At 71.8% G+C, this 23,347-nt stretch carries 20 protein-coding genes; 5 read left to right on the forward strand and 15 right to left on the reverse strand.

Going from position 1 to position 23,347, the window contains the following annotated elements; translation table 11 throughout:
• Nucleotides 1-4 precede the first annotated feature (4 nt).
• From GC092_RS13555 to iolC, 9 genes are all read right to left on the reverse strand, one after another.
• Entirely contained in the window at nt 5-889 is an 885-nt protein-coding gene (locus GC092_RS13555; RefSeq protein ID WP_324012569.1) for a sugar phosphate isomerase/epimerase family protein, read from the reverse strand.
• A gap of 3 nt (nt 890-892) precedes the next feature.
• Nucleotides 893-1,762 (reverse strand): sugar phosphate isomerase/epimerase family protein, encoded by an 870-nt coding sequence (locus GC092_RS13560; protein ID WP_324012571.1) that lies wholly within the window; start codon nt 1,760-1,762, stop codon nt 893-895.
• An 18-nt stretch (nt 1,763-1,780) separates the two neighbouring features.
• The gene (locus GC092_RS13565) at nt 1,781-2,794 is read right to left on the reverse strand and encodes a Gfo/Idh/MocA family protein (RefSeq protein ID WP_324012572.1); all 1,014 of its coding nucleotides are present in this window, start codon (nt 2,792-2,794) and stop codon (nt 1,781-1,783) included.
• 19 nt (nt 2,795-2,813) lie between these two features.
• Nucleotides 2,814-3,764, reverse strand: a complete 951-nt coding sequence (locus GC092_RS13570; protein ID WP_271173200.1) for a sugar phosphate isomerase/epimerase family protein — start codon at nt 3,762-3,764, stop codon at nt 2,814-2,816.
• 26 nt (nt 3,765-3,790) lie between these two features.
• Nucleotides 3,791-5,704 (reverse strand): 3D-(3,5/4)-trihydroxycyclohexane-1,2-dione acylhydrolase (decyclizing), encoded by a 1,914-nt coding sequence (gene iolD, locus GC092_RS13575; RefSeq protein ID WP_324012574.1) that lies wholly within the window; start codon nt 5,702-5,704, stop codon nt 3,791-3,793.
• Nucleotides 5,705-5,708: 4 nt separating this feature from the next.
• Nucleotides 5,709-6,599, reverse strand: a complete 891-nt coding sequence (gene iolB / locus GC092_RS13580; protein WP_282979061.1) for a 5-deoxy-glucuronate isomerase — start codon at nt 6,597-6,599, stop codon at nt 5,709-5,711.
• A 102-nt stretch (nt 6,600-6,701) separates the two neighbouring features.
• Nucleotides 6,702-8,225: a CoA-acylating methylmalonate-semialdehyde dehydrogenase gene (locus GC092_RS13585; protein ID WP_282979062.1), complete on the reverse strand. Its 1,524-nt coding sequence runs from the start codon at nt 8,223-8,225 to the stop codon at nt 6,702-6,704.
• A gap of 24 nt (nt 8,226-8,249) precedes the next feature.
• The gene (locus GC092_RS13590; RefSeq protein WP_271173204.1) at nt 8,250-9,155 is read right to left on the reverse strand and encodes a class I fructose-bisphosphate aldolase; all 906 of its coding nucleotides are present in this window, start codon (nt 9,153-9,155) and stop codon (nt 8,250-8,252) included.
• Nucleotide 9,156: 1 nt separating this feature from the next.
• The gene (iolC, locus tag GC092_RS13595) at nt 9,157-10,101 is read right to left on the reverse strand and encodes a 5-dehydro-2-deoxygluconokinase (protein ID WP_282979063.1); all 945 of its coding nucleotides are present in this window, start codon (nt 10,099-10,101) and stop codon (nt 9,157-9,159) included.
• Between the two features lie 166 nt (nt 10,102-10,267).
• On the opposite strand from iolC, the gene GC092_RS13600 reads away from it, so the two are divergent.
• The gene (locus tag GC092_RS13600) at nt 10,268-11,029 is read left to right on the forward strand and encodes a GntR family transcriptional regulator (protein WP_271173206.1); all 762 of its coding nucleotides are present in this window, start codon (nt 10,268-10,270) and stop codon (nt 11,027-11,029) included.
• A gap of 24 nt (nt 11,030-11,053) precedes the next feature.
• Here the strand turns inward: GC092_RS13600 and GC092_RS13605 are convergent, their stop codons facing one another.
• Both GC092_RS13605 and GC092_RS13610 read right to left on the reverse strand, forming a co-directional pair.
• Nucleotides 11,054-12,556: a glyceraldehyde-3-phosphate dehydrogenase gene (locus GC092_RS13605; protein ID WP_324012579.1), complete on the reverse strand. Its 1,503-nt coding sequence runs from the start codon at nt 12,554-12,556 to the stop codon at nt 11,054-11,056.
• Nucleotides 12,557-12,618: 62 nt separating this feature from the next.
• Nucleotides 12,619-13,881 (reverse strand): multidrug effflux MFS transporter, encoded by a 1,263-nt coding sequence (locus GC092_RS13610; protein ID WP_324012581.1) that lies wholly within the window; start codon nt 13,879-13,881, stop codon nt 12,619-12,621.
• 55 nt (nt 13,882-13,936) lie between these two features.
• Between GC092_RS13610 and GC092_RS13615 the strand changes: the two genes are divergently transcribed.
• Together GC092_RS13615 and GC092_RS13620 are read left to right on the forward strand one after the other, a co-directional pair.
• A complete protein-coding gene (locus GC092_RS13615; RefSeq protein WP_324012583.1) occupies nt 13,937-14,395 on the forward strand; it encodes a MarR family transcriptional regulator in 459 nt (152 codons plus the stop codon).
• 112 nt (nt 14,396-14,507) lie between these two features.
• Nucleotides 14,508-15,983: a MinD/ParA family ATP-binding protein gene (locus GC092_RS13620; RefSeq protein WP_324012585.1), complete on the forward strand. Its 1,476-nt coding sequence runs from the start codon at nt 14,508-14,510 to the stop codon at nt 15,981-15,983.
• 7 nt (nt 15,984-15,990) lie between these two features.
• Here the strand turns inward: GC092_RS13620 and GC092_RS13625 are convergent, their stop codons facing one another.
• On the reverse strand, nt 15,991-18,495 hold the full coding sequence (locus GC092_RS13625) for a DEAD/DEAH box helicase (protein ID WP_324012587.1): 2,505 nt from the start codon (nt 18,493-18,495) through the stop codon (nt 15,991-15,993).
• 76 nt (nt 18,496-18,571) lie between these two features.
• On the opposite strand from GC092_RS13625, the gene GC092_RS13630 reads away from it, so the two are divergent.
• Both GC092_RS13630 and GC092_RS13635 read left to right on the forward strand, forming a co-directional pair.
• The gene (locus GC092_RS13630) at nt 18,572-19,123 is read left to right on the forward strand and encodes a TetR/AcrR family transcriptional regulator (protein ID WP_324012588.1); all 552 of its coding nucleotides are present in this window, start codon (nt 18,572-18,574) and stop codon (nt 19,121-19,123) included.
• 65 nt (nt 19,124-19,188) lie between these two features.
• Complete coding sequence (locus GC092_RS13635; protein ID WP_324012590.1) at nt 19,189-20,043, forward strand: NmrA family NAD(P)-binding protein; 855 nt, start codon at nt 19,189-19,191, stop codon at nt 20,041-20,043.
• A gap of 16 nt (nt 20,044-20,059) precedes the next feature.
• Here GC092_RS13635 and GC092_RS13640 read toward each other — a convergent pair whose 3' ends face one another.
• From GC092_RS13640 to GC092_RS13650, 3 genes are all read right to left on the reverse strand, one after another.
• The gene (locus GC092_RS13640) at nt 20,060-21,127 is read right to left on the reverse strand and encodes a threonine aldolase family protein (protein ID WP_324012592.1); all 1,068 of its coding nucleotides are present in this window, start codon (nt 21,125-21,127) and stop codon (nt 20,060-20,062) included.
• Between the two features lie 22 nt (nt 21,128-21,149).
• Nucleotides 21,150-21,593 carry an SDR family NAD(P)-dependent oxidoreductase gene (locus GC092_RS13645; protein ID WP_324012595.1) on the reverse strand — a complete coding sequence of 148 codons (444 nt, stop codon included), beginning with the start codon at nt 21,591-21,593 and terminating at the stop codon, nt 21,150-21,152.
• A gap of 186 nt (nt 21,594-21,779) precedes the next feature.
• Nucleotides 21,780-23,207 (reverse strand): DUF6421 family protein, encoded by a 1,428-nt coding sequence (locus tag GC092_RS13650; RefSeq protein ID WP_324012597.1) that lies wholly within the window; start codon nt 23,205-23,207, stop codon nt 21,780-21,782.
• Nucleotides 23,208-23,347 lie beyond the last annotated feature (140 nt).

Genomic DNA, 23,347 nt, shown 5'->3' on the forward strand with positions numbered 1-23,347 from the left:
CTTCTCAGGACACGAGGATGTGGAGGAGCCCGCGGATGGTCGTGGCCACCTCGAGGAAGTCGTGCTCGTTCGCCTTGTCGGAGAACATCTCCGACACCCACCAGCCGTCGTACCCCGTCGACTTGATCGCATCGACCCATTCCTGCAGCGGGATGGCGCCGCCGCCGATGACGACGTTGCGGTGCGCGCTCTGATCCGGCACGTCGTGCTCCCGGTCGAGGTCGAGGCCGTCGGAGATGTGCGCGGCCTTGATGAGCTCCTTCGGCGTCGCGGCGACCTCCTCGAGGGTGTCGCCCGTCGTCCAGTAGTGCCACGTGTCGAGCGCGATGCCGACGTTGTCGCGGCCGGCACGCTCGATGATCTCGAGGGAGTGCCGGTGCCGGTTGAGGTTCGACCAGGCGAGCGGCTCGAGGTAGAGGTCGAGGCCGCGGTCGGCCGCGATGTCGGCCGCCTCGCGCACGTTCGTCGCGGCCACGTCGAGCGCATCGCTCTCGGGGAGCCCGAGCGTGCCGCGGTAGCGCACGTCGTCGGCCGACAGTCGTCCGGCCCGGAAGTCCTTGACGACCTCCCAGTCGACGGGGCCGGTGCACATCTGCAGGATGGGGGCGCCGACGACGACGGCGATGTCGGCCATCCGCTCGACCTCGGCGAGGAGCGCCTCGCGGCCGGCGCCGCGTCGCTCGAGATCCAGGACGGCGCCGATGCCCGACACCTCGATCCCCTCGAGGAGGGGAGGCAGGGACTCGACGGCGTAGCCCGCGTCGAGGTACCGGTAGAGCTTGGGGCTCTGCAGCTCGATCCCGCCATAGCCCGCGGCCTTCGCGATGGCGATGTCGCCCACGACGTTGCCGTAGAAGGTCGTCGTGACGTTCATCGACAGCTTGGTCATGGGTCAGGATCCGATCAGCTCGCGCAGCTTCTCGAGCTGGTAGCGCGACACCTCGTCGCGGTTCTCGTCCTCGGCGAACACGTTCGACACGATGAGCGCGTCGTCGCGGTCGAGGTAGCCGATCTCGCGGAGCGTCGTGAAGAGCTCGTCCCAGTTCACGTCGCCGTCGCCGATCTTCAGGTGCTGATGCACGCGCACCGCGTTGCCCGGCGGGTTCGTGATGTAGCGGAGCCCGTGGGAGCGCGTGTGGTCGAACGTGTCGGCCGTGTACACGGCGCCGACGCGGTCGCCGATCTCGGGCAGGAGCGTCGTCGCGCGGTCGCCGTAGTGGAACGTGTGCGAGGCGACGTACACGAAGCCGACGGCGGAGGAGTTCAGCCCCCGCAGCACGCGCCATCCCTCGAGGCCGTCCTCGACGAAGTCGTCGGGGTGCGGATCGACGTTGAGGCGGAGGCCCTCGCGCTCGATGATCGGCAGGAGCTCCTCCATCGAGGTGTAGAACGCCGCCTCGGAGTCCTCCTGACGCTCGGGGCGGCCCGAGAACTCGGTGTTGATGACGGGCACCTCGAGCTCGACGGCGAGCTGGATGATCCGGCGGAAGTTCCGCACGGCCGCCTGGCGCTGCGGCTCGTCGGGCCACGAGATGCGCTGAACCGGGAGGATGGCCGGGATCGACACGCCGGCATCCCTCGCGGCCTTCTTCAGCTTCGCCACGAGGCCGTCGTCGGCCTTCGGGTAGCGGAAGAAGGGCGAGAAGTCGGCGTGAGGCGTGAGCTGGAGGTGCGTGTAGCCCAGCCGTGCGGCGATGTCGGGGAACTCGAGCAGCGCGTGCCCGTCGTGGAACGGCGTCGGGTCGAGGGCGATGCGGACCATCGTCGTGCTCCTTCGGTGTCAGGCGTAGAAGGCGGGGCGGGCGGGGGCGTCGACCGGCTGCACGCCGCCGTCGAGCGCGCGCACGCCGGCCTCGCACGCGAGCGCGACGAGGTAGCCGTCCCACGCGTTCGGGCCGTCGACGAGGCGTCCGTCGCGCACGGCGTCGACCCAGCGCTGGATCTCGTTGTCGTACGCGGTCGCGAACCGCGTCGTGAAGCTCACGTGCTCGGCGGTCGAGACGCGTCCCGCCTGCCACAGCTGCAGCCCGGACGGCTGGCCGATGCGGGCGATCCCCTGCTGGAAGACGGCCTCGGTCGCCACCTGGTAGCCGAACTGCACGCTGACGTTCATCTCGACGTCGACGAGCACGCCGTTCTCGAGCTCGATGAGCACGAGGATGGGCTCGCGCAGGCGCTCGGGCGAGAGGTCGTTGCGACGCGGGTACTTCACCTCGACGCTCACGATCGGCGAGCCGGCGAGCCACGGCACGACGTCGAACTCGTGCACGACCGAGTCGGTGATGAGCATCGTCTGGCTGTAGCTGTCGGGCACGCTCGGGTTGCGGTGCACGGCGCGCACCATGAGCAGCTCGCCCGCCTCGCCCGAGGCGACGAGCTCGCGCAGCCGGGCGTACTCGGGGTCGAAGCGGCGCATGAAGCCGACCTGGATGTGCGGCCGATCGAGTCGCTGCTCGAGCTCGAGCACCTGGCGCGACGTCTCGGAGTCGGGCGTGAGCGGCTTCTCGCAGAGGATCGGCAGGCCCGCGGCGAGCGCCGGCTCGAGCACGGGCAGGTGGAACTGACCCGGCGTCGCGATGAGCACGGCGTCGACGGCGTCGGCCGCGATCGCGTCCTCGATGCGGGTGAAGGTCTGCGCCCCCGGCGCGTTCCCCGCGGCGGACGCGGCGCGCCCTGCGTCGGGCTCGATGATCGCCGCGACGCGGGCGCCGCTGATGCGCTGCGTGATGCGGGCGATGTGGTCGGCGCCCATGGCGCCTGCGCCCACGACGCCGATGCGGAGGTCCTGGCTCATGTCGTCTTCTCCTGGAGACTCAGTGCTGGCGCGCGAAGTGCGTGCAGCTGAAGATGTGCTGGCGGGTGCGGCTCGCGATGGGGAACGGGGTGTCGACGTCGCAGCCGTACATGTCCTGCTCCACGATCGCGAAGATGTCGGGGTCGATCGCCGCGACGGCCTCGATGATCGGGCCGAGGTCGGGCACGCCGTGCGGCGGCTCGATCATGATGCCCTGGCTGACCGCCTCGGCGAACGGCACGTCGTTCTTGAGCACGTCGAAGAGCAGCGACGTGTCGACCTGCTTGAGGTGCAGGTACCCGATGCGGTCCGGCCGCTCCTCGATGAGCTTGAGATTGTCGCCGCCGTAGTACGCGAAGTGCCCGGTGTCGAGGCACAGGTTCGTGTAGCGCGGGTCGGTCTCGTCGAGGAAGCGGAGCACCTCGCGGGTCGTGCCGACATGGCTGTCGGCGTGCGAGTGGAACTGCTGGCGGACGCCGTACTCCTCGAGGAGCGCCTTGCCGAGCCGGTCGTGCCCCGCGGCGAGCTTCGCCCACTGCTCGTCGGAGAGCGTGCGCGCCTCGAGCACCTCGCTCGTGGCGTCGCTGCGCCAGAGGTCGGGGATGACGACGATGTGCTCGGCGCCGAGCTGCGACGCGAGGCCGGCGACCTTCACGGCCTGGTCCCACGCGCGCTGCCACTCGTCGTCGCTCTTGTGGAATCCCGTGAAGACCGTGCCGCCCGAGAGCCGGAGCCCTCGGCTGCCCAGCTCGTCCTCGAGCTGGTGCGGGTCGGTCGGCAGATAGCCGTAGGGGCCCAGCTCGATCCACGTGTACCCGGCCTCGACGACCTCGTCGAGGAACCGCTGCCAGGGCACCTGCTTCGGGTCGTCGGGGAACCACACGCCCCACGAGTCCGGCGCGGTGCCGATGCGCAGGCCGGCGTCGGAGCGGACGACGATGTCTGCGTCGTCGGGGATGCTGTCGGTCATGCTGTGTCTCCTGTCGATGCCCGCGCTCAGCCGATGAGCGGCTTCTGCGCCTGGACCTGCTGCTCGTACTCCGCCCTGGCCGCCTGGGTCGATGCGAGCGTCGACACCTGCGCGACCGGGACGTCCCACCATCCCGCGCCGTCGGGCGCGTAGATGTGCGGGTCGCTGTTGATGTGGATGAAGGTCGACCGGTCGGACGCCTTGGCGCGAGCGATCGCGTCGCGGAGATCGTCGACCGCGGAGGGCGTCGGCTCGATCTCGATGACGTCCATGCCGTAGCTGCGCGCGTTCATCGCGAGGTCGACGGGGAGGACGTCCTCGCCCTGGAAGTCGCGGGCCTGCGGGTCGTAGGCCCGGTACTTCGTGCCGAAGCGCTCCGACCCGACCGTCTCGGACAGGTGGCCGATCGAGGCGTACCCGTGGTTCTGGATGAGCACGACGATGATCTTGATGCCCTCGGCGACGGCCGTCACCAGCTCGGTGTTGAGCATGAGGTACGACCCGTCGCCCACCATGACGATCACGTCGCGGTCCGAGCCGTCGGCCACGGCGCCGCGCTTGACGCCGATGCCGCCGGCGATCTCGTAGCCCATGCACGAGAAGGCGTACTCGACGTGGTACCCGAGCGGGTCGCGTACACGCCACAGCTTGTGGAGGTCTCCCGGCAGCGACCCCGCGGCCTGGACGACGACGTCCTCGGGGGCGCTCGCCTGCTGCACGGCCCCGATGATCTCGGGCTGGCCCGGCAGCGCGAGTCCCGAGCGGGCGAACGCCTCGTCGACCGTGGCGTCCCACGCGGCCTTCTCGCGCGCGATGCGCTCCGCGTACTCGCCGGTCACACGGAGCCCCTCGAGTTCGGCGAGGAGCTCGACGAGGGCCTCGCGCGCGTCCGCGACAACCGGCAGCTGCGTGCCGTGCTTGTAGGCGTCGAACGACGCGACGTTGATGTTCACGAACGCGACGTCGGGGTTCTGGAACGCCGTGCGCGACGCCGTCGTGAAGTCGCTGTAGCGGGTGCCGATGCCGATGACGACGTCCGCCTCGGCCGCGAGGCGGTTCGCGGCGAGCGTGCCCGTGGCGCCGACGCCGCCGAGGTACTGCGGGTGGTCCCAGTTCAGCACGCCGCCGCCGGCCTGCGACGTGCCCACGGGGATGCCCGTGGCCTCGACGAGCGCGCGCAGCTGCTCCTCGGCGTCGGAGTAGAGCACGCCGCCGCCGGCGACGATGAAGGGGCGCTGCGCGCCGCGGATGGCCCGCACGGCGAGCGCGAGCGCGTCGCGATCCGGACGCGGACGGCGCACGCGCCACTCGCGGTCCTGGAGGAACGCGATCGGCACGTCGATCGCCTCGGCCTGGACGTCCTCGGGGAGCGCGATCGTGACGGCCCCGGTCTCGGCGGGGTCGGTGAGCACGCGCATGGCGGCGAGCGCGATCGAGTACAGCTGCTCGGGGCGCTGCACGCGGTCGAAGAAGCGCGACACGGGGCGGAAGGCGTCGGTCACCTGGATGCCGATGTCGTGCGGGTGCTCGAGCTGCTGCAGCACGGGGTCGGCGACGCGCGTCGCGAACGTGTCACTCGGCAGGAGCAGAGCCGGCAGGCGGTTGGAGGTCGCGAGCGCCGCGCCGGTGAGCATGTTCGCCGCTCCCGGCCCGACCGAAGCGGCCGACGCGAAGGTCGCACGGCGACGGTGCATGCGCGCGTAGCCGACGGCCTGGTGCACCATGGCCTGCTCGTTCCGGGCCTGGTAGTACGGCATGAGGCCCGGCTGCTCCTCGTGGACCTGCTTGAGCGCCTGCCCCACGCCCGCGACGTTGCCGTGGCCGAAGATGCCGAACACGCCGGGGATCGTGCGCTCGCGGCGGTCGCCGTCGACCGTCCACTGGTGCGCCAGGAACTCGACGAGAGCCTGGCTCACGGTCATCCGCTTGGTGCTGCCCATGGGATCAGCCTTCCTTGTTCTCGTAGGGGAGGCGGGAGTCGAGCTCCTGCCCCTCCCAGGTCTCGCGCACCCAGGCGTGCCCGGGGTCGTCGCTGATGAGCCAGACCCTCTCGGCGTCGGGCCCGGCCATCACGTTGAGGTAGTAGAGGTCGTAGCCCGGCGCGGCGACGGCGGGGCCGTGGTAGCCGTACGGCACGAGCGCGACGTCGCCCGTGCGCACCTGCGCGTTGATGTCGATCTCGCCCGCGGGCGAGGAGTAGGTGCTGAACATGCCGAAGGAGGCCTCCGGCGTGCCCTTCGCGCCTCCGACCCGGGCGGGAGCCGTCTCGAAGTAGTAGATCTCCTCGAGGCGCGACTCGTGGCCCGGCACGTGCTCGTCGTGCTTGTGCGGCGGGTACGACGACCAGTTCTCGGCAGGGGTGATGACCTCGCACACGATGAACCGCGCCGCGTCGAGCGCCTGGGGCGTGCCGAAGTTGTGGACCTGACGGCTCGAGGCCCCCGCGCCGCGCAGCTCGACCGGCGTGTCGGCAGCGGGGATGAGACGCGTGGCGAAGACCCTCTCGGTCGGCGATGTCGCGACCGCCACGCGCCCCTCCCCCGACAGCACGCCCTGCTCCGCGGTCGACAGGTAAAGCACGTCCGTCGGCCCGTCGAACACGGAGCGCCGGCCCGCGAGCGCGTAGGCGGCATCCCCCGTGCGCACCTCGAACGCACCCGCGAGCGGCACCACGAGCTTCTCGGTGCCGGGCTCGAGCGCGAGCTCGTCGCCGGCGGCGAGCTGCGCGACCCGCAGGCCCGTGTGCTCCCAGCCCTCGATCGAGCCGTCGACGACGGTCTCCCAACCGTCGCGCGCGAGCGCGCCGCGGCGGTGGAACCAGCGCTGGTCCGTCATGTCCATCTCTCTTCTCGTCGTTCTCGGGGTCGTCTCGCGGCGTTTCGACTCGCTGGCGCTCGCTCAACGACCGGGAGCGGCTCGCTCCGCTCGCCTCATCATCTAGTCGTTCTGGGGGAAGCCGAGGTTGATGCCGCCGTGGGTCGCGGGGTCGAGCCAGCGGCTCGTGACGGCCTTCTCGCGCGTGAAGAAGTCGAAGCCGTGCACGCCGTACGCCTTCGCGTCGCCGAACAGCGACTGCTTCCATCCGCCGAACGAGTGGTACGCGACCGGCACGGGGATCGGCACGTTGATGCCGATCATGCCGACCTGGATCTCGTTCTGGAAGCGGCGTGCCGCGCCGCCGTCGTTCGTGAAGATCGCGGTTCCGTTGCCGAACTGCCCGGAGTTGATGAGGTCGACGCCCTCCTGGAAGCTCTGCACGCGGACGACCTCGAGCACGGGCCCGAAGATCTCCTCCTGGTACGCGCGAGAGGTGGTCGGCACCTTGTCGATGAGCGTCGGGCCGAAGAAGAAGCCGTCCTCGTGCCCCTCGACGCGGAAGTCGCGCCCGTCGACGACGATCGTGGCGCCATCCTGCTCGGCGATGTCGACGTAGCCGGCGACCTTCTCGCGGTGCTGCGCGGTGATCAGCGGGCCCATGTCGGGCTCGACACCGTCGACGCCGGCGCCGTTGCCGATGCGGAGCTTCGCGATCCGCTCCGAGATCTTCGCGATGAGCTCGTCGGCCACCGGCTCGACCGCGAGCACGACCGAGATCGCCATGCAGCGCTCCCCCGCCGCGCCGTATCCGGCGTTGATCGCCTGATCGGCGACGAGATCGAGGTCGGCGTCGGGCAGCACGAGCATGTGGTTCTTCGCGCCGCCGAGCGCCTGCACGCGCTTGCCGTGCTTCGACGCGGTCTCGTAGATGTACTGCGCGATGGGCGTCGAGCCGACGAACGACACCGACTGCACGCGGGGGTCGGTGAGGAGGCCGTCGACGGCGAGCTTGTCGCCCTGAAGGACCGTGAACACGCCGTCCGGCAGCCCGGCCTCCTTCCACAGCTGCGCGAGCCACAGCGCCGCGGAGGGGTCCTTCTCACTCGGCTTGAGCACGACCGCGTTGCCGGCCGCGATCGCGATGGGGAAGAACCACATCGGCACCATGGCCGGGAAGTTGAACGGGCTGATCACGCCCACCACGCCGAGAGGCTGCTTGATCGAGTACACGTCGATGCCCGTCGAGGCGTTCTCGCTGAACGCGCCCTTGATGAGGTGCGGGAACCCGGTGGCGAGCTCGACGACCTCCTGGCCGCGCAGGATCTCGCCCATGGCGTCGGAGAGGACCTTGCCGTGCTCGGCCGTGATGATCGCGGCGAGCTCGCCCTTGCGCGCGTTGAGCAGCTCGCGGAACGCGAACAGCACGGTCTGCCGCTTCGCGACCGAGAACCGGCTCCACGTCTCGAAGCCGCGCTGCGCCGACGCGATCGCGGCGTCGATCTCGCTCTCGTCGGCGAGCGCCACCTCGGCGCTCACAGCGCCGGTCGCGGGGTTGTAGACGGGTGCGGTGCGCCCGCTCTGCGACGCTCGCGGTGCGCCGTCGATCCAGTGGCCGATGACCGTCGTGTCGGTGATGGTGCTCATGGGGTGTCCTTCGGATGGTCGGGGTCAGACGGACGCGGGGATGTCGCGGTGCACGAGGCGCGCGGCCGTGTCGACGGCCGCCGCGACATCGCCGTCGGGCGGGTAGAGGAGCGTGCGGCCCACGGTGAGGCCGCGCACGCCGGGCAGGGCGAGCGCGCCCTCCCAGGCGGCGAACGTCTCATCGGGGTCGGCGCCGGAGTCGCCGCCCAGCAGCAGGGTCGGCATGGTCGTGGCCGCCATGACGCGCTCCATGTCGTCGACGACGGGCAGCTTCATCCAGGTGTAGGCGCTGTCGGCGCCCAGCCCCGCCGCGATCGCGACAGAGAGGATGACGGCGTCGGTCGACAGGTCGTTGACGATGCGGCCGTCGCGCCACTCGCTCATGAACGGCTCGAGCATGATCGGCAGCCGCGCGGCCGCCGCCTCGTTCACGGCGCGGGCCGTGGCCTCGAGCGTCGGCGCCGTGGCGGGATCGCCGAGGTTCACGCGGATGAGGGTCTTGGCGAAGTCGATGCCCTTCGCCGCCATCGTGGCGACGTCGTACGCGCCGTAGCGGTCGTCCATCTCGAACGCCGCACCGCGCAGGCCGCCGCGGTTCATCGACCCGACGACCACCTTGTCGTCGAGCAGCCCGAGCGCGGCGAGGTCGTCGATGATGTCCGGCGTGCCGAGCACGCCGTCGACCCCCGGCCGGCCGAGCGCGATCGCGAGACGCTCGAGGAGCTCGTAGCGGTCGGCCATGGCCGTCTGGTCGGAGCCGACCGCGAGCGCGCCGCGCGCGGGGTGGTCGGCGGCCACGATGAAGAGCCGGCCGTCTCCGCGCAGCACGTCGCGGCGTCGGCGGGCGGCGAACGCGGCGCCGATCTCGTCGGGCCGGTGGGCGCGGACGTCGCGGAGCCGCTCGAAGTCGGCTGCGGAGAGTGCGGTCATGTCATGCTCCCTGGAGGGTGTTCTCGACCTCGTCGGCCGTCGGCATGGCGGTCGAGCACTCGCGGCGCGACGCGACGATCGCGCCCGCGACGTTCGCGAAGCGCAGCGTGCGCTCGATGCTCCAGCCCTCGAGAAGTCCGTGGCAGAGGGCGCCGCCGAACGCGTCGCCCGCGCCGAGGCCGTTGATGACGTCGACCGCATGGACGGGGACCTCGACGACCTCGTCGCGCGTCTTCGCGAGCACCCCGCGGGGCCCCTGCTTCACGATCGCGAGCTCGACCCCGCGCTCGAGGAGGGCGTCGGCCGCCCGCTGCGGCTCGGTCTCGCCGACCGCGACCTGGCACTCCTCGCGGTTGCCGACGGCGACGGTGACCTGGTCGAGCACCTGGCCGATCTGCTCGGTCGCGAGCGCCGGGTCCTCCCAGAACATCGGGCGGTAGTCGAGGTCGAGGATGGTGTGGGTCCGGCGCTCGCGCGCGGCGAGGGCCGCGTGGTGCGCCTCGCGGCTCGGCTCCTCGCTCAGCCCGGTCGTCGTGAACCAGAGGATGCGCGCGGCGCGGACGGCGTCGAGGTCGATCTGCGCCGCGTCGACGTTCATGTCGGGCGCCTTGGGCTCGCGGTAGAAGTACAGGGGGAAGTCGTCGGGCGGGAAGATCTCGCAGAAGGTGACGGGCGTGCTCAGCGTCGGGTCGGTCGCGACGTACCGGTTGTCGACGCCGAGGCGGGTGAGCTCGCCGAGGAGATAGCGGCCGAACGGGTCGTCGCCGACGCGCGAGACGAGGGCCGAGTCGTGGCCGTAGCGGGCGACGGCGACCGAGACGTTGGCGGCCGTCCCGCCGAGGTACTTGCCGAACGTCTCGACCTTCTCGAGGCCCACGCCGTCCTGCAGCGGGTAGATGTCGACGCCGAGGCGGCCGATCGCGAGGACGTCGGGTGAGGTGCTCATCGTCATACTCCGTTGTCGTGACTGGGCGGCTGCGCCCGCGGGTCGATCTATGTCCTGACAATATCACAAGAGCGCCGGCGTGCAACAGTCAATCCGAGGTGACAAAGGTCGAGGCGGGTAAGGTTGTCGGGACATCACATCCTGACGATCGAGGAGGAGCGCAGCGATGGCAGCCGACGAGGCCGTGTGGCCGGACGAACTCTTCGCGGACCTCGATCGCACGGGGCCCGTGCCGCTCTACTTCCAGGTGTCCAGCCGGCTCGAGCAGGCCATCCGCTCGGGGGACATCCCTCCCGGTGCGCGCCTCGAGAACGAGATCGCCATCGGGCATCGACTCGGGCTCTCGCGCCCGACCGTCCGCCGCGCGATCCAGGAGCTCGTCGACAAGGGCCTGCTCGTGCGCCGGCGCGGCATCGGCACGCAGGTCGTGCAGGGCCAGGTCACGCGGCAGGTCGAGCTCACGAGCCTCTACGAGGACCTCAAGAGCGCGCACCACGACCCGGCGACGCGCGTGCTCACGCGCGAGGTGCGCGCGGTCCCGGCCGACGTGGCAGAGCGTCTCGGCGTCGCGGCCGGCGACGACGTCCTCTACCTGCGGCGACAGCGCAGCACCGACGGCGTTCCGGTCGCCCTCCTCGAGAACTGGCTGCCGGGCGACCTCGCCGACATCTCGCTCGAGCAGCTCGAGCAGCAGGGTCTCTATCAGATCCTGCGATCGCGCGGCGTGACCATCCGGGTCGCGAAGCAGCGCATCGGCGCGCGTCGCGAGCACGGCGACGAGGCGGAGCTGCTCGACGTCGACCGGGGCGGGCCGCTCCTCACGATGGAGCGCGTGGCCTACGACGCGTCAGGGCGCGCGATCGAGTTCGGGCGGCACTGCTACCGGCCCGACATGTACAGCTTCGAGACGACGCTCGTCGCCAAGTAGCGACGAGCGTCGTCCGGGTGCGGCTCAGACCGCCGCGGGCTCCACGGCGTCGACCGCGGCCTCCGCGCCGAGCACGACGGGCTCGCGCACCGGGAGGATCGTCGGATGCACGTCCGCCATCTTCTCGAGCACGCGGACGACCTGGCACGAGTAGCCGAACTCGTTGTCGTACCAGACGTACAGCACGACGCTCTCCTCGCCGGCGACGGTCGCGAGGCCGTCGACGATGCCCGCGCGGTTGCTGCCCACGAAGTCGGTCGAGACGACCTCGGGCGACTCGACGTAGTCGATCTGCTGGCGCAGCGGCGACGTGAGCGACGTCTGCCGCAGGTAGGCGTTGATCTCGTCCTTCGTGGTCGGGCGCTCGAGCTGCAGGTTGAGGATCGCGAGCGACACGTCGGGCGTGGGCACGCGGATCGCGCTGCCGGAGAGCCGGCCGGCGAGCTGCGGCAGCGCCTTCGCGACGGCCTTCGCGGCGCCCGTCTCCGTGATGACCATGTTCAGGGCCGCCGAGCGCCCGCGGCGGTCGCCCTTGTGGAAGTTGTCGATGAGGTTCTGGTCGTTCGTGTACGAGTGGACCGTCTCGACGTGCCCGTGGCGGATGCCGAAGGCCTGATCGACCGCCGCGAGGACCGGCGTGATCGCGTTCGTCGTGCACGACGCCGCCGAGAGGATGCGGTCCTCAGGCGAGATGTCCTCGCCGTTGATGCCCGACACGATGTTCTTGATCGCGCCCTTGCCGGGTGCCGTGAGGAGCACGCGCGAGACGCCCGTCGCGCGGAGGTGCTGGCCGAGCCCCTCCTCGTCGCGCCAGCGGCCCGTGTTGTCGACGACGATCGCGTCGGAGATGCCGTACTGCGTGTAGTCGACGGCCGCAGGGTCGTTCGCGTAGATGACCTGGATGAGCGTGCCGTTCGCGAGGATCGTCTCGTTCTCCTCGTCGATCTCGATCGTCCCCGCGAAGGGGCCGTGGACCGAGTCGCGGCGCAGGAGGCTCGCGCGCTTCTTGAGGTCGTCTGCCGATCCCCTGCGCACGACGATCGCCCGCAGACGCAGGCCCGAGCCGTCGCCCTGGTGGGCGATGAGGATGCGCGCGAGGAGGCGCCCGATGCGCCCGAAGCCGTACAGCACGACGTCGGTGGGCTTCGATTCGCGGGCCGTGAGCACCTCGGCCAGCTCCTCGCGGAGGAAGTCGACGAGCTCGTCGGTCGCGTAGGAGCCGCCGCGCGCGTCGAAGCGCGCGACGAGACGCGCGACGTCGATCGAGGCCGGGCCGGGCCGGAGCGTCTCGAGCGCCTCGAGCACGGCGTAGGTCTTCTCGGGCCGCAGCACCTCGTCGCCGACCTTGCGCGTGTAGCGGTGGGTGCGGAGGATCTCGACGGGCGAGATGTTCAGCAGGCGGCGGCCGTGGATGGATGTGACGATGCCGAGCTCGCGGTACAGGCGGCCGATGAGCGGGATCATCCGCTCGGCCAGCTCCTCTCGGGCGATCCACTCGGCGCGACGTGCTTCGAACTGCTGGCTCACGCTGGCTCTGTCTCCTTCGGTCGGCGGGCCGCTGTGCCCGCGCTGCTCGTGGCGACTCCAGGCTATGCGCAGTGATCGAGGTCTTTGCGGCCACTCGGTGAGGCAAGAACCGCAGTTCTTTCCGAATGCGCAAGCTGGAAGGCCATGAGCGCGATGGCGGCCGACACCGCCATGACGATGCCGCAGGGGACCGCCGTCGTCTCCCCGCCGAGGCCGACGAGGGGCGAGACGAGCGCGGCGAGGCCGAACTGCAGCGCGCCGAGCACGGCCGATGCGAGGCCGGCCACACCGGGAGCCGCCGCCTGCGCGAGGGCCGTGGCGTTTCCGAGGACGAGCCCGAGCGGCGCAACCGCGATGAACACGGCCGCCGCGAGGAGGGGCGCCGGCGCGCCGGAGACCGCGATCGCGAGGAAGAGCACCGCGCCCGCGAGCGAGCCGGTCAGGCCCCACCCCAGGAGCCGGCGCGGCGCGACCCGGTCCGCGAGCCGCGCCGAGAGCGCGCTCGTCGCCATGAGAGCGAGCGCGTTGACGCCGAAGAGCAGTCCGTACTGCACCTCGTCGAAGCCCATCATCGTCTGGTAGAGGAACGGCGACGCCGAGATGTAGGCCATCATGACCGCGAAGGCGAACGCGAACGCGAGCGCGTGGCCGAGATAGCCGCGCGTGCGCAGAGCCCGCGCGCCCGTGGCCGCGCCGGGTGCGCGGCGGGCGCGCGCTGACGCCGGATGGGTCTCGCGCACCACCACGAGCACGGCGAGGAGCATCGCGACCGCGATCGCGAGCACGACCGCGAGCACCCCGCGCCAGCCCAGGGGCGCCGAGATGAATCCGCCCACGAGCGGAGCGATCACGGGGGCGACGCCGCCGACGATCATCATGAGGCTGAAGGCGCGTGCCGCTGCGGGTCCGGTCGCGAGGTCGGAGATGACCGCGCGGCCGAGCACCATGCCGGCCGCCCCCGCGAGCCCCTGCACCACACGCGCGGCGATGAGGATCTCGAGGGTCGGGGCGACGACCGCCGCGGCGCTCGCGACCACGAGCGCGATCGCGCCCGCGAGGAGCGGTCCGCGCCGCCCGAACCGGTCGGAGAGCGGGCCGAAGAGGAGCTGCCCTGCCGCCACGCCGACGAGGAAGCCCGTGAGGGTGAGCTGGGCGCCGGTCGCGTCGGCGCCGAGCTCGGCCGCGAGCTGCGGGAACGCGGGCAGATAGAGGTCGGTGGCGAACGGCGCCACCGCGGAGAGCAGTGCGAGCACGGCGAGCAGCCCTCCCGTGATCCCGCTCGCGCGGACGGCGGCGCCGGGCGCGGCGATGGTTCCCGTGGTCATGTGATCCTCCAGATAGTTATGCGTACATAACTATACCGCCCGATAGCCTGAACGCATGCCCGACGACGTCCCGACCCGCGCCGCCCTCGCCGACCTGGCGGACGCCGTCCTCACCCTCGCGCGCGAGCTCGATCTCCGCGTCGGCGAGGATCCTGAGATCATCCCGCTCACCGCGACCGCCCGGATGGTGCTGCGTTTCGTGCATCACCATCCGGGCGTCTCGCCCAGCGGGATCGCCGACCGGCTCGCGCTCAAGCGCCCCAATGTGAGCGAGGCCCTGCGCCAGCTCGAGCGCCTCGGCCTCGTCAGCCGCTCGCGGCCTGCCGGCGACGGCCGCGGCGTCGTCGTCGCGATCACGCCGCTCGCGGAGGCGAACCTCGAGCGACTGCGGCGGGTCTGGGCACGCGCTCTCTCGCCGGCGGCCGACCTCGACGTGGCCATGCTCACCGACACGATGAGCGCTCTCGCCGACGAGGTCGCGCGCGATCGCCGCGCGGCCGACGACCGCTCGTGACGCGGCGTGGGCAGTTCTGCCCTCTCTCACCGCGGGCAGTGATGTCGACGTCTGTAGGCTGAGAGCGACGTTCGCCGATGACATCGGCCTTTTCCCCAGAGGAGACGACCAGATGCTTGACGACTCGAGCCAGGCCGGGCTCTCTGCTGTGATCCGCCCCGACGGATCCGCCGAGCTCACCGTCGACGAGACGCCGCAGCAGATCACGACGACGCTCGTCGAGGATGCGCGCCGCGAGATCGTGCGCCGGGCCGCCGAGATCGCCGCGATGCTCTCCGGCCCCGTGCACGTGACGGTGCACGAGCCCGACGGCGACTGGCCGCTCCTCGTGCACCCCGACGGCCGCGTCGATTCCGACGAGGGCGCCGCCGAACCTGCCCCCGCGGGCGGCGAGACCGCCGATGACGACCTCCTCGCCGCCGACACGCAGATCGTGACGCGCATCCCCGTGACGTTCGAGCCCTCGCCGCAGCAGGCATCCGCGCCCGCCCCGGCTCCCGCGCCCGCCCCGACTCCCGCCCCCGCCCCGGCTCCCGCGCGCGCGGCGGGGCAGCCCGGCCCCATGCGCACAGGGTCCGCCCCGCAGCCCGCGAGCCCAGCGCCGCAGCCCGCGAGCCCGGCGCCGCAGCCCGCGAGCACGCCGGCCGACGGCGGCGCGCAGCGCCCGTCGTTCCTGGCCCCTGAGCGCATCGAGGAGCCCGCGACCCGCGGATGGCGGGGCGCGCTCGTGCGCGCGGGCATGCGGGTTCCGCCGGGGTCGGCGGAGCGCGCCGAGCGCGAGGACCAGGCCGCGGTCTCCCAGCACTGGGCGGGGCCCCGCACGATCGCCGTCGTCAACGGCAAGGGCGGCTCGGGCAAGACGCCCACGACGATCCTCACGGCGGCCGTCTTCGCGCGCTTCGGCGGCGCCGGCGTGCTCGCGTGGGACAACAACCAGACGCGCGGCACGCTCGGATGGCGCACCGAGCAGGGGCCGCACGAGTCGACGCTGCACGAGCTGCTGCCCGAGACCGATCACCTGCTCTCGTCGAGCGCGCAGTCGGCCGATCTCGCCCGCTTCGTGCACCACCAGACCCGCGACCGCTTCGACGTGCTCCGCTCGCAGCCGATGGCGCTCGCCGAGCAGCAGCGCATCGACGCGGCAGACGTCGACCGCATCCACGCCGTCGCGGCGAAGTACTACCGCCTCATCGTCATGGACTCGGGCAACGACGAGTCCGACCCCGTGTGGCTGCAGATGATCGACCACACCGACCAGCTCGTCGTCGCGACGACGTCGCGCGCGGAGCACGCCGAGGCTGGCGCCCTGCTGCTCGAGGCGCTCGCGATGCGCGACGAGCGCTCGGCGCGTCTCGCGCGGAACGCCGTCGCGGTCGTGAGCCAGGCCGACCCGAACGCGCCGTCGAGCGAGCACCGCAAGGTGGTCGACGGATACCGGGCCCTCGCGCGCGACGTCGTGAGCATCCCGTACGACCCGGCGATGATCGGCGGCCTGCTGCACTACGGCGCCCTGAAGCCCGCGACGCAGCGCGCGTGGCTCTCGGCCGGTGCGGCGATCGCGCGCGGCTTCGACGCGACGTCCGCATAGGCCCCGTCTAGAGCCGCACGACCTCGGTCACGCGGACGATCGCGGTGCCGGCCTCGGCCGAGGCCTCGAGGTCGACCTCGGCGCGGATGCGCCAGTCGTGGTCGCCCTCGGGGTCGTCGATCGTCTGCTCGACCCGCCAGATCGCCCCCGCTTCCTCGATCCGACACAGCGCGGGCGACCGGGAGGCGCCGCCCGTGCCGATCGACTCGTGGTCGGCGTAGTAGCGGTCCAGGGCGTGCGGCCATCCGACGTCCGGGTCGAGCGCCTCGAGCTCCTCGTCCTTCTCGAGCGCGGCGAGCTGCACGCGCCGGAACATCTCGTTCCGCACGAGCACGGTGAACGCGCGCCGGTTCACCGTGACGGATGGCGGCGCCGGCGGCACGACGGACGTCGCGTCGTCGCCGTCCGCGCCCGAGGCGAGCGCCTCCCACTCGTCGACGAGGCTCGAGTCGACCTGGCGGACGAGCTCGCCGAGCCACTCGATGATGTCGCGCAGCTCCTCGGTGCGCGCCTCGGCGGGCACGGTCTGGCGGATGGCGCGGTACGCGTCGCTGAGGTAGCGGAGCACGAGGCCCTCGCTGCGACCGAGCTGGTACGCGTTCACGAACTCCGCGAACGACATCGCCTGCTCGAACATGTCGCGCACGACCGACTTGGGGCGCAGCTCGAAGTCGCGCACCCACGGCTGGCTCGTCGCGAACACCTCGAACGACTGCTGGAGGAGGTCGGCGAGGGGCTTGGCGTAGGTGATCTCCTCGAGCGCGCTCATGCGCTCCTCGTACTCGAGGCCCTCGCGCTTCATGGCGGCGACGGCCTCGCCTCGCGCCTTGAACTCCTGCTGGGACAGGATCGCCCGCGGGTCGTCGAGGGTCGCCTCGATGACGCTCACGACATCGAGAGCGTACGAGCCGGTGCCCACGCCGTCGGCGCCGCCCTCGGGGTCGAGCAGCTCGATCGCCGCGAGCGCGAACGGCGACAGCGGCTGGTTGAGCGCGAAGTTCGGCTGCAGCTCGACGACGAGGTGGATGCGCCCGTCGGCGTCGACCTCGACGATCCCGGCCTCGCGCAGCGTGCGGAAGATCGCGAGCGCCCGACGTGCGAGCGCGTACTTCCGGCTCTGCGGCTCGTGGTTGTCGAACACGAGTGCGCGCACATTCGCGAAGACGTCTCCACCGCGGCCGATCACGTTGATGAGCATCGCGCTCGTGATCTGCAGCTGCGGCTGGAGCGCCTCCGGCTCCGCCTCCACGAGCTTGTCGAAGGTCTGCTCGCTCCACGACACGAACCCGGTCGGGGCCTTCTTGCGCTGCACGCGCTTGCGCTTGACGGGGTCGTCTCCGGCCTTGCGGAGGGCCTGCGCGTTCTCGATCTCGTGGTCGGGGGCGAGCACGACGACATTGCCATACGGGTCGTACCCCGCGCGGCCGGCGCGGCCCGCGATCTGATGGAACTCGCGCGCCGACAGCCGCCGCATGCGCGTGCCGTCGTACTTCGACAGCGCCGTGATCATGACCGTGCGGATGGGCACGTTGATGCCGACCCCGAGGGTGTCGGTCCCGCAGATGACGCGGAGGAGCCCGCGCTGCGCGAGCGTCTCGACGAGGCGGCGGTAGCGCGGGAGCATCCCCGCGTGGTGCACGCCGATCCCCGATCGCACGAGGCGCGAGAGCGTCCTGCCGAACGCGGTCGTGAAGCGGAATCCGCCGATCGCCTCGGCGATCTCGTCGCGCTGCTCGCGGGTGGTGACCTTGACGCTCGCGAGCGCCTGGGCGCGCTCCATGGCCGCCGCCTGCGAGAAGTGCACGATGTACACGGGCGTCTCGCGCTCCTCGAGGAGCCGCTCGACGGTCTCGTGCGCCGGATGGTCGGAGTAGGAGTGATGCAGGGGCACGGGCCTCTCCGCTCCCGCGACGAGCGTCGTCTGCCGTCCGGTGCGCCGGGTGAGGTCCTCCTGGATGGCCGTCGTGTCGCCGAGCGTGGCCGACATGAGGAGGAACTGCGCGCGCGGCAGGAGCAGCAGCGGAACCTGCCAGGCCCATCCGCGATCCGCGTCGCCGTAGTAGTGGAACTCGTCCATGACGACCTGATCGACGGGGGCGTCGGCCCCCTGGCGCAGGGCCAGGTTCGCGAGGATCTCGGCGGTGCAGCAGACGATCGCGGCGTCGGGGTTGACCGACGAGTCGCCCGTGACCATCCCGACGCTCTCGGCCCCGAAGATGTCGACGAGCGCGAAGAACTTCTCGCTCACGAGCGCCTTGATGGGGGCCGTGTAGTAGGTGCGGCCGCCGCGGGCGAGCGCGATCGCGTGCGCGGCGATCGCGACGAGCGACTTGCCCGTGCCCGTGGGCGTCGCGAGGACGACATTGCTGCCCGAGACGAGCTCGATCAGCGCCTCGTCCTGAGCGGGGTAGAGCGCGAGCCCGCGCTCGGTCGTCCACGCGGTGAACGCGTCGTAGAGCGCGTCCGCATCGCCGTCGGTCGTTCGGATGCGGTCGAGCAGGGAGGAGGCCATCCCCTCGAGTCTGCCTCATCGCCCTGCAGCGCAGCTGCGCTTGCCGGCCGCGAAGAGTGAGTGTACAGTCACTCACATGCCGCGCACCCTCCTCACCGCCGACGCCCGACGCCCCGACCTCGTCGACGCCGCCGTGCGCCGGTTCGCGCGCGGCGGCTACGCGGGCACGAGCGTCGCCTCTGTCGCGGCCGAGGCCGGGATCTCCGCCGCGTACGCGTTCAAGCTCTTCCCGCGCAAGGAGCAGCTCTTCGCCGCGGCCGTCGATCGGTGCTTCGACCTCGTCGTGGATGCCCTCGAACGAGGCGCCGACACGGCACGGGGAGAGGACGCCGACGCGGTGCTCGACGCCATGGGCGGCGCCTACGCTGCACTCATCGCCGACCGCGACCTCCTTCTGCTCCAGGTGCACGCGCAGTCCGTTGCCGAGATCGCCGAGGTCGGCGCCGCGCTCCGCCACGGGCTCGGCCGCGTCGCCGAGCTCGCCGCCGAGCGCTCGGGCGGCACTCCCCCGCAGGTGCAGCGGTTCGTCGCCTATGGCCAGCTGTGCCACCTCGTCGTGACCGCGGGCCTCGACGATGTCGACGCCGACTGGGCTCGCGCGCTGACGGCGGGCATCCGACACCCCTGACCGCACCCTTCCTTCCAACCGCCACCCATCAGTGAGTGATTGATCACTCTACAAAAGGAGAATCCATGCACACCACACCCTCTGTCCTCGTCACGGGCGTCACCGGCGCGACCGGGTCGGCCACGGCCCGCGCCCTCGCCGCTCGCGGCGTCGCCTACCGCGGATTCACCCGCCGAGACGATGCCCCTCTCCCTGGCGACGGCACCGTCGTCCGCGGCGACTTCGACGACCGCGACGCGGTCGCGCGGGCGCTCGAGGGGGTCGGCGCGGCCTATCTCGTGACGCCCTCGACCGAGCGCGCGCAGGACCAGCAGCTCGCGTTCCTCGAGGCCGCACGTGAGGCGGGCGTCGCGCACATCGTCCTGCTGTCGCAGTTCGCGGCGGCGGAGGACTCCCCCGTGCGCTTCCTGCGCTATCACGCCGTGGTCGAGGCCGCGCTGCGCGCGTCGGGGATGGCCTCGACCGCCCTGCGGCCGAACCTCTTCATGCAGGGCCTGCTCGTGTACCGCGACCTCATCCGCGCGCAGGGGATCGTGCCCGCGCCGATCGGCGACGCCCGCGTGAGCGCCGTGCACGTCGACGACATCGGAGCGGTCGCCGCGCACGCCCTCGTGTCCGAGACGGGCCTGGGCGTGCTCGACCTCACCGGGCCCGCCGCGCTCACGCACGCCGAGATGGCGAGCGCGCTCGCGCGTGCGGCCGAGCGCGACATCCGCTTCGTGGACGTCCCCGCGCCGGCGTTCGCCCGGTCGCTCGAGGGGCTCCTCCCCGCGTGGCAGGTGGAGGGCCTCCTCGAGGACTACGCGCACTACGCAGCGGGCGAGGCCGAGCGTGTCTCACCCGACGTCGAACGCGTCACGGGTCGCCCCGCGCGCCCGTTCGCGGCCTTCGCGGCGGAGGCGGCGCCGCTGCTGCGGTGACGCCGCCCCGCGGCGGTCAGCGGGAGGTCTCGCGCGCGATCGCGGCGACGAACGCGTCGACGTCGTCCTCGGTGGTGTCGAAGCTGCACATCCAGCGCACCTCGCCGACCGACTCGTCCCAGTCGTAGAAGCGGACGCTCTCGCGCAGGCGATCGGCGACGCCGCCCGGGAGGATGGCGAACACGCCGTTCGCCTGCGTCTCGCGCGTGAACCGCACGCCGCGGATCGAGCCGTCCGCGAGGCCCGCCTCGACGCCCGCGCGCAGCCGCCGCGCCATGGCGTTGGCGTGGCGGGCGTTGCGCAGATACAGGTCGCCGTCGAAGAGCGCCACGAGCTGCGCCGACACGAAGCGCATCTTCGATGCGAGCTGCATGTTCATCTTGCGGAGGAAGGTGAGGCCATCCGACGCCGCGGGGTCGAGCACGACGATCGCCTCGGCGAGCATCGCGCCGTTCTTCGTGCCGCCCAGCGAGAGCACGTCCACGCCCGCGTCGCGCGTGAAGGCGCGTAGCGGGAGGTCGAGCGCGGCCGCGGCGTTCGCGAGGCGCGCGCCGTCCAGGTGCACGCGCATGCCGAGGCCGTGCGCGTGGTCGGCGATCGCGCGGATCTCGTCGGGGGTGTAGACGGTGCCGAGCTCGGTCGCCTGCGTGATCGAGACGACGAGCGGCTGCGCGCGGTGCTCGTCGCCCCAGCCCCACGCCTCGCGGTCGATGAGGTCGGGGGTGAGCTTGCCGTCCTCGGTGGGCACCGTGAGGAGCTTCATGCCGCCGATGCGCTCGGGCGCCCCCTGCTCGTCGACGTTGATGTGCGCGGTCGAGGCCGCGATCACGGCGCCCCAGCGGGGCAGCATCGACTGCAGCGCCGTGACGTTCGCGCCCGTGCCGTTGAACACGGGGAACGCGGCCACGGGCCCGCCGAAGTGCTCGGCGAGCACCTCGTGCAGGCGGGCGGTGTAGACGTCCTCTCCGTAGGCGATCTGGTGTCCGGCGTTCGCGTCGGCGATCGCCGCGAGCACCTCGGGGTGGATGCCGGCGTAGTTGTCGGAGGCGAATCCGCGCAGGTTCGCGTCATGAATCGGGGTCACTGATCCAGCCTATTCAGGGTCGTCAGGCGAGCTCGACGACCCGGTCGTTGACGGCGGCCGCGTCGGCCGCCCACAGGTCGGCGTACGCGTCGGCGAGGCGCTCCTCGCGCCCGGCGAGAGCCGTGACGCGGAAGATCGTCGCGGCCGAGGAGGGGGCCTCCTTCGCGAAGCCGTCGGCGAGCGCGCGCGTCCACGCCTCGCTCGCGGCCTTGACCGCCGCGTAGCTCGCGCCGCCCGCGCGGGGGCGCGCGACGGCCGTGGACGAGACGATCGCGACGCGAGCGCGCGACGACGCGACGAAGGACGGCCACAGAGCGCGCGTCACGAGACGCAGCGACGTGAACGACGACTCGAGGAACCGGTGGTCCTCCTCCGATTGGCCGGGGATCCCTCCGCCTCCGCGCCATCCGCCGACGAGGTGCAGCAGCCCGTCGATCGCGCCCGCCGACGAGGCGAGCGTGCGCACCTCGCCCTCGTCCGCAAGGTCGACCTCGATCGTCTCGAAGCCCTCCCCGCGAGCGCCGCGAGCTTCCGGGGGTCGCGCCCCGCCACGATGACGCGCGCGCCGCCATCCGCGAGCCGCCGGGCCGCCGCGCGGCCGGCCGCGCTCGTGCCCCCGGCGAGGAGCACGGCGCGGCCGGCCAGGGCGTCGTCAGTCATCCGTCCCGCGGATGCCCGAGGTCTGCGCGATCACGTCGCGCATCTTCTTCTCGAGCGCCTCGTAGAACATCGACAGCGGGAACTCGTCGTCCAGCACGGCGTCGGTGAAGCCGCGCGGCGGGCCGGCGAGCACCTCGTCCGGAAGGCCGCGGGCCCACTTCGAGGCGGGGTGCGGCGTCAGCACCGACCGGATGAGGTCGTATGCCGCGAGCCAGTGCACGGTCTTCGGCCGGTCGATCGAGCGCCAGTACAGGTCATCGATCGCGTCGCCCAGGGCGACGACCGCGTCGGGGACCGCGTCCCAGTCGAACGTGAGCGCGGTGTCCGTCCAGTGGAGCGCCCCGCGCTGATGCAGCCACGCGAACAGCAGCTGCCCGCCGAGCCCGTCGTAGTTGCGCACGCGGCTGCCCGTGATCGCGAACCGGAAGATCCGGTCGAAGATCACCGCGTACTGCACGAGCCGCGCGTGCTCGAGCGTCTCGGCCTCGACCGCGGAGAGCTCCTCGGCGCCCGTGAGACGCCGCTGGATGGCGACGCACTCGCGGAAGGCCGTGAGGTCGCAGCGCAGCTCCTCGAGCGAGTAGAGGAAGTACGGCATCCGCTGCTTGATCATGAACGGGTCGAACGGCAGATCGCCGCGCATGTGGGTCCGGTCGTGGATGATGTCCCACATGACGAAGGTCTGCTCGGTCAGCTGCTGGTCGTCGAGCATCCGCGCGGCCTCGACGGGAAGCTCGAGCTTCGTGATCTCGGATGCCGCGCGGACGACGCGGCGGTAGCGCGCTGCTTCGCGGTCCTGGAAGATCGCTCCCCACGTGAAGGCGGGGATCTCGCGCACGGCGACGGTCTCGGGGAAGAGCACGGCGGAGTTCGTGTCGTAGCCGGGCGTGAAGTCGACCAGACGCAGGCTCACGAAGAGCCGGTTGCCGTAGTCGGTCGCCTCGAGGCGCGCGATGAAGTCGGGCCAGATGACCTCGACGACGAGCGCCTCGAGATGCCGGTCGGGCGAGCCGTTCTGCGTGTACATCGGGAACACGACGAGGTGACGCAGCCCGTCGACCCGGTGCTGCTCGGGGTGGAACGCGACGAGGGCGTCGTGGAAGTCGGGAACGCCGAACCCGTCGGCGACCCAGCGGCCGAGGTCGGCGACGACCGCCTCGAGGTACGCGGCGTCGTGCGGGAAGCGCGGCGCGAGCTCGCGCACCGCGTCCTGCACGCGCTCGACCTCGGCGCGCGCGGCGTCATGCGCCGATGCGTCGGGGATCGAGCCGTCGGATGCCTGCATCGCCTGGATCGCGATCGCGGCGTCCTTGAGACGCCGCCACGCATCCGAGGTCTCGGCGCCGGGGGCTCGGCCGTCCTCGACGACCTCGGGCTCACCGATGATCGCCTTCGTGCTGTGCACCTGGCTCATGGACATGGGAACCTCCGATCTTCGAGGCTCTGGCCGCGTCGTCGCGGCGGTGGATGTCGGTCCCTCCAGGCTATGCGGCGGCGGGCTCGAATGGGCTGCGCATCCTGCGCGATCACCCGCGCGACGCGCCGGGGCCGATCATCGTT

The sequence above is a fragment of the Microbacterium sp. JZ37 genome, assembly GCF_035188445.1.
In the GTDB taxonomy this organism is placed as follows: domain Bacteria; phylum Actinomycetota; class Actinomycetes; order Actinomycetales; family Microbacteriaceae; genus Microbacterium; species Microbacterium barkeri.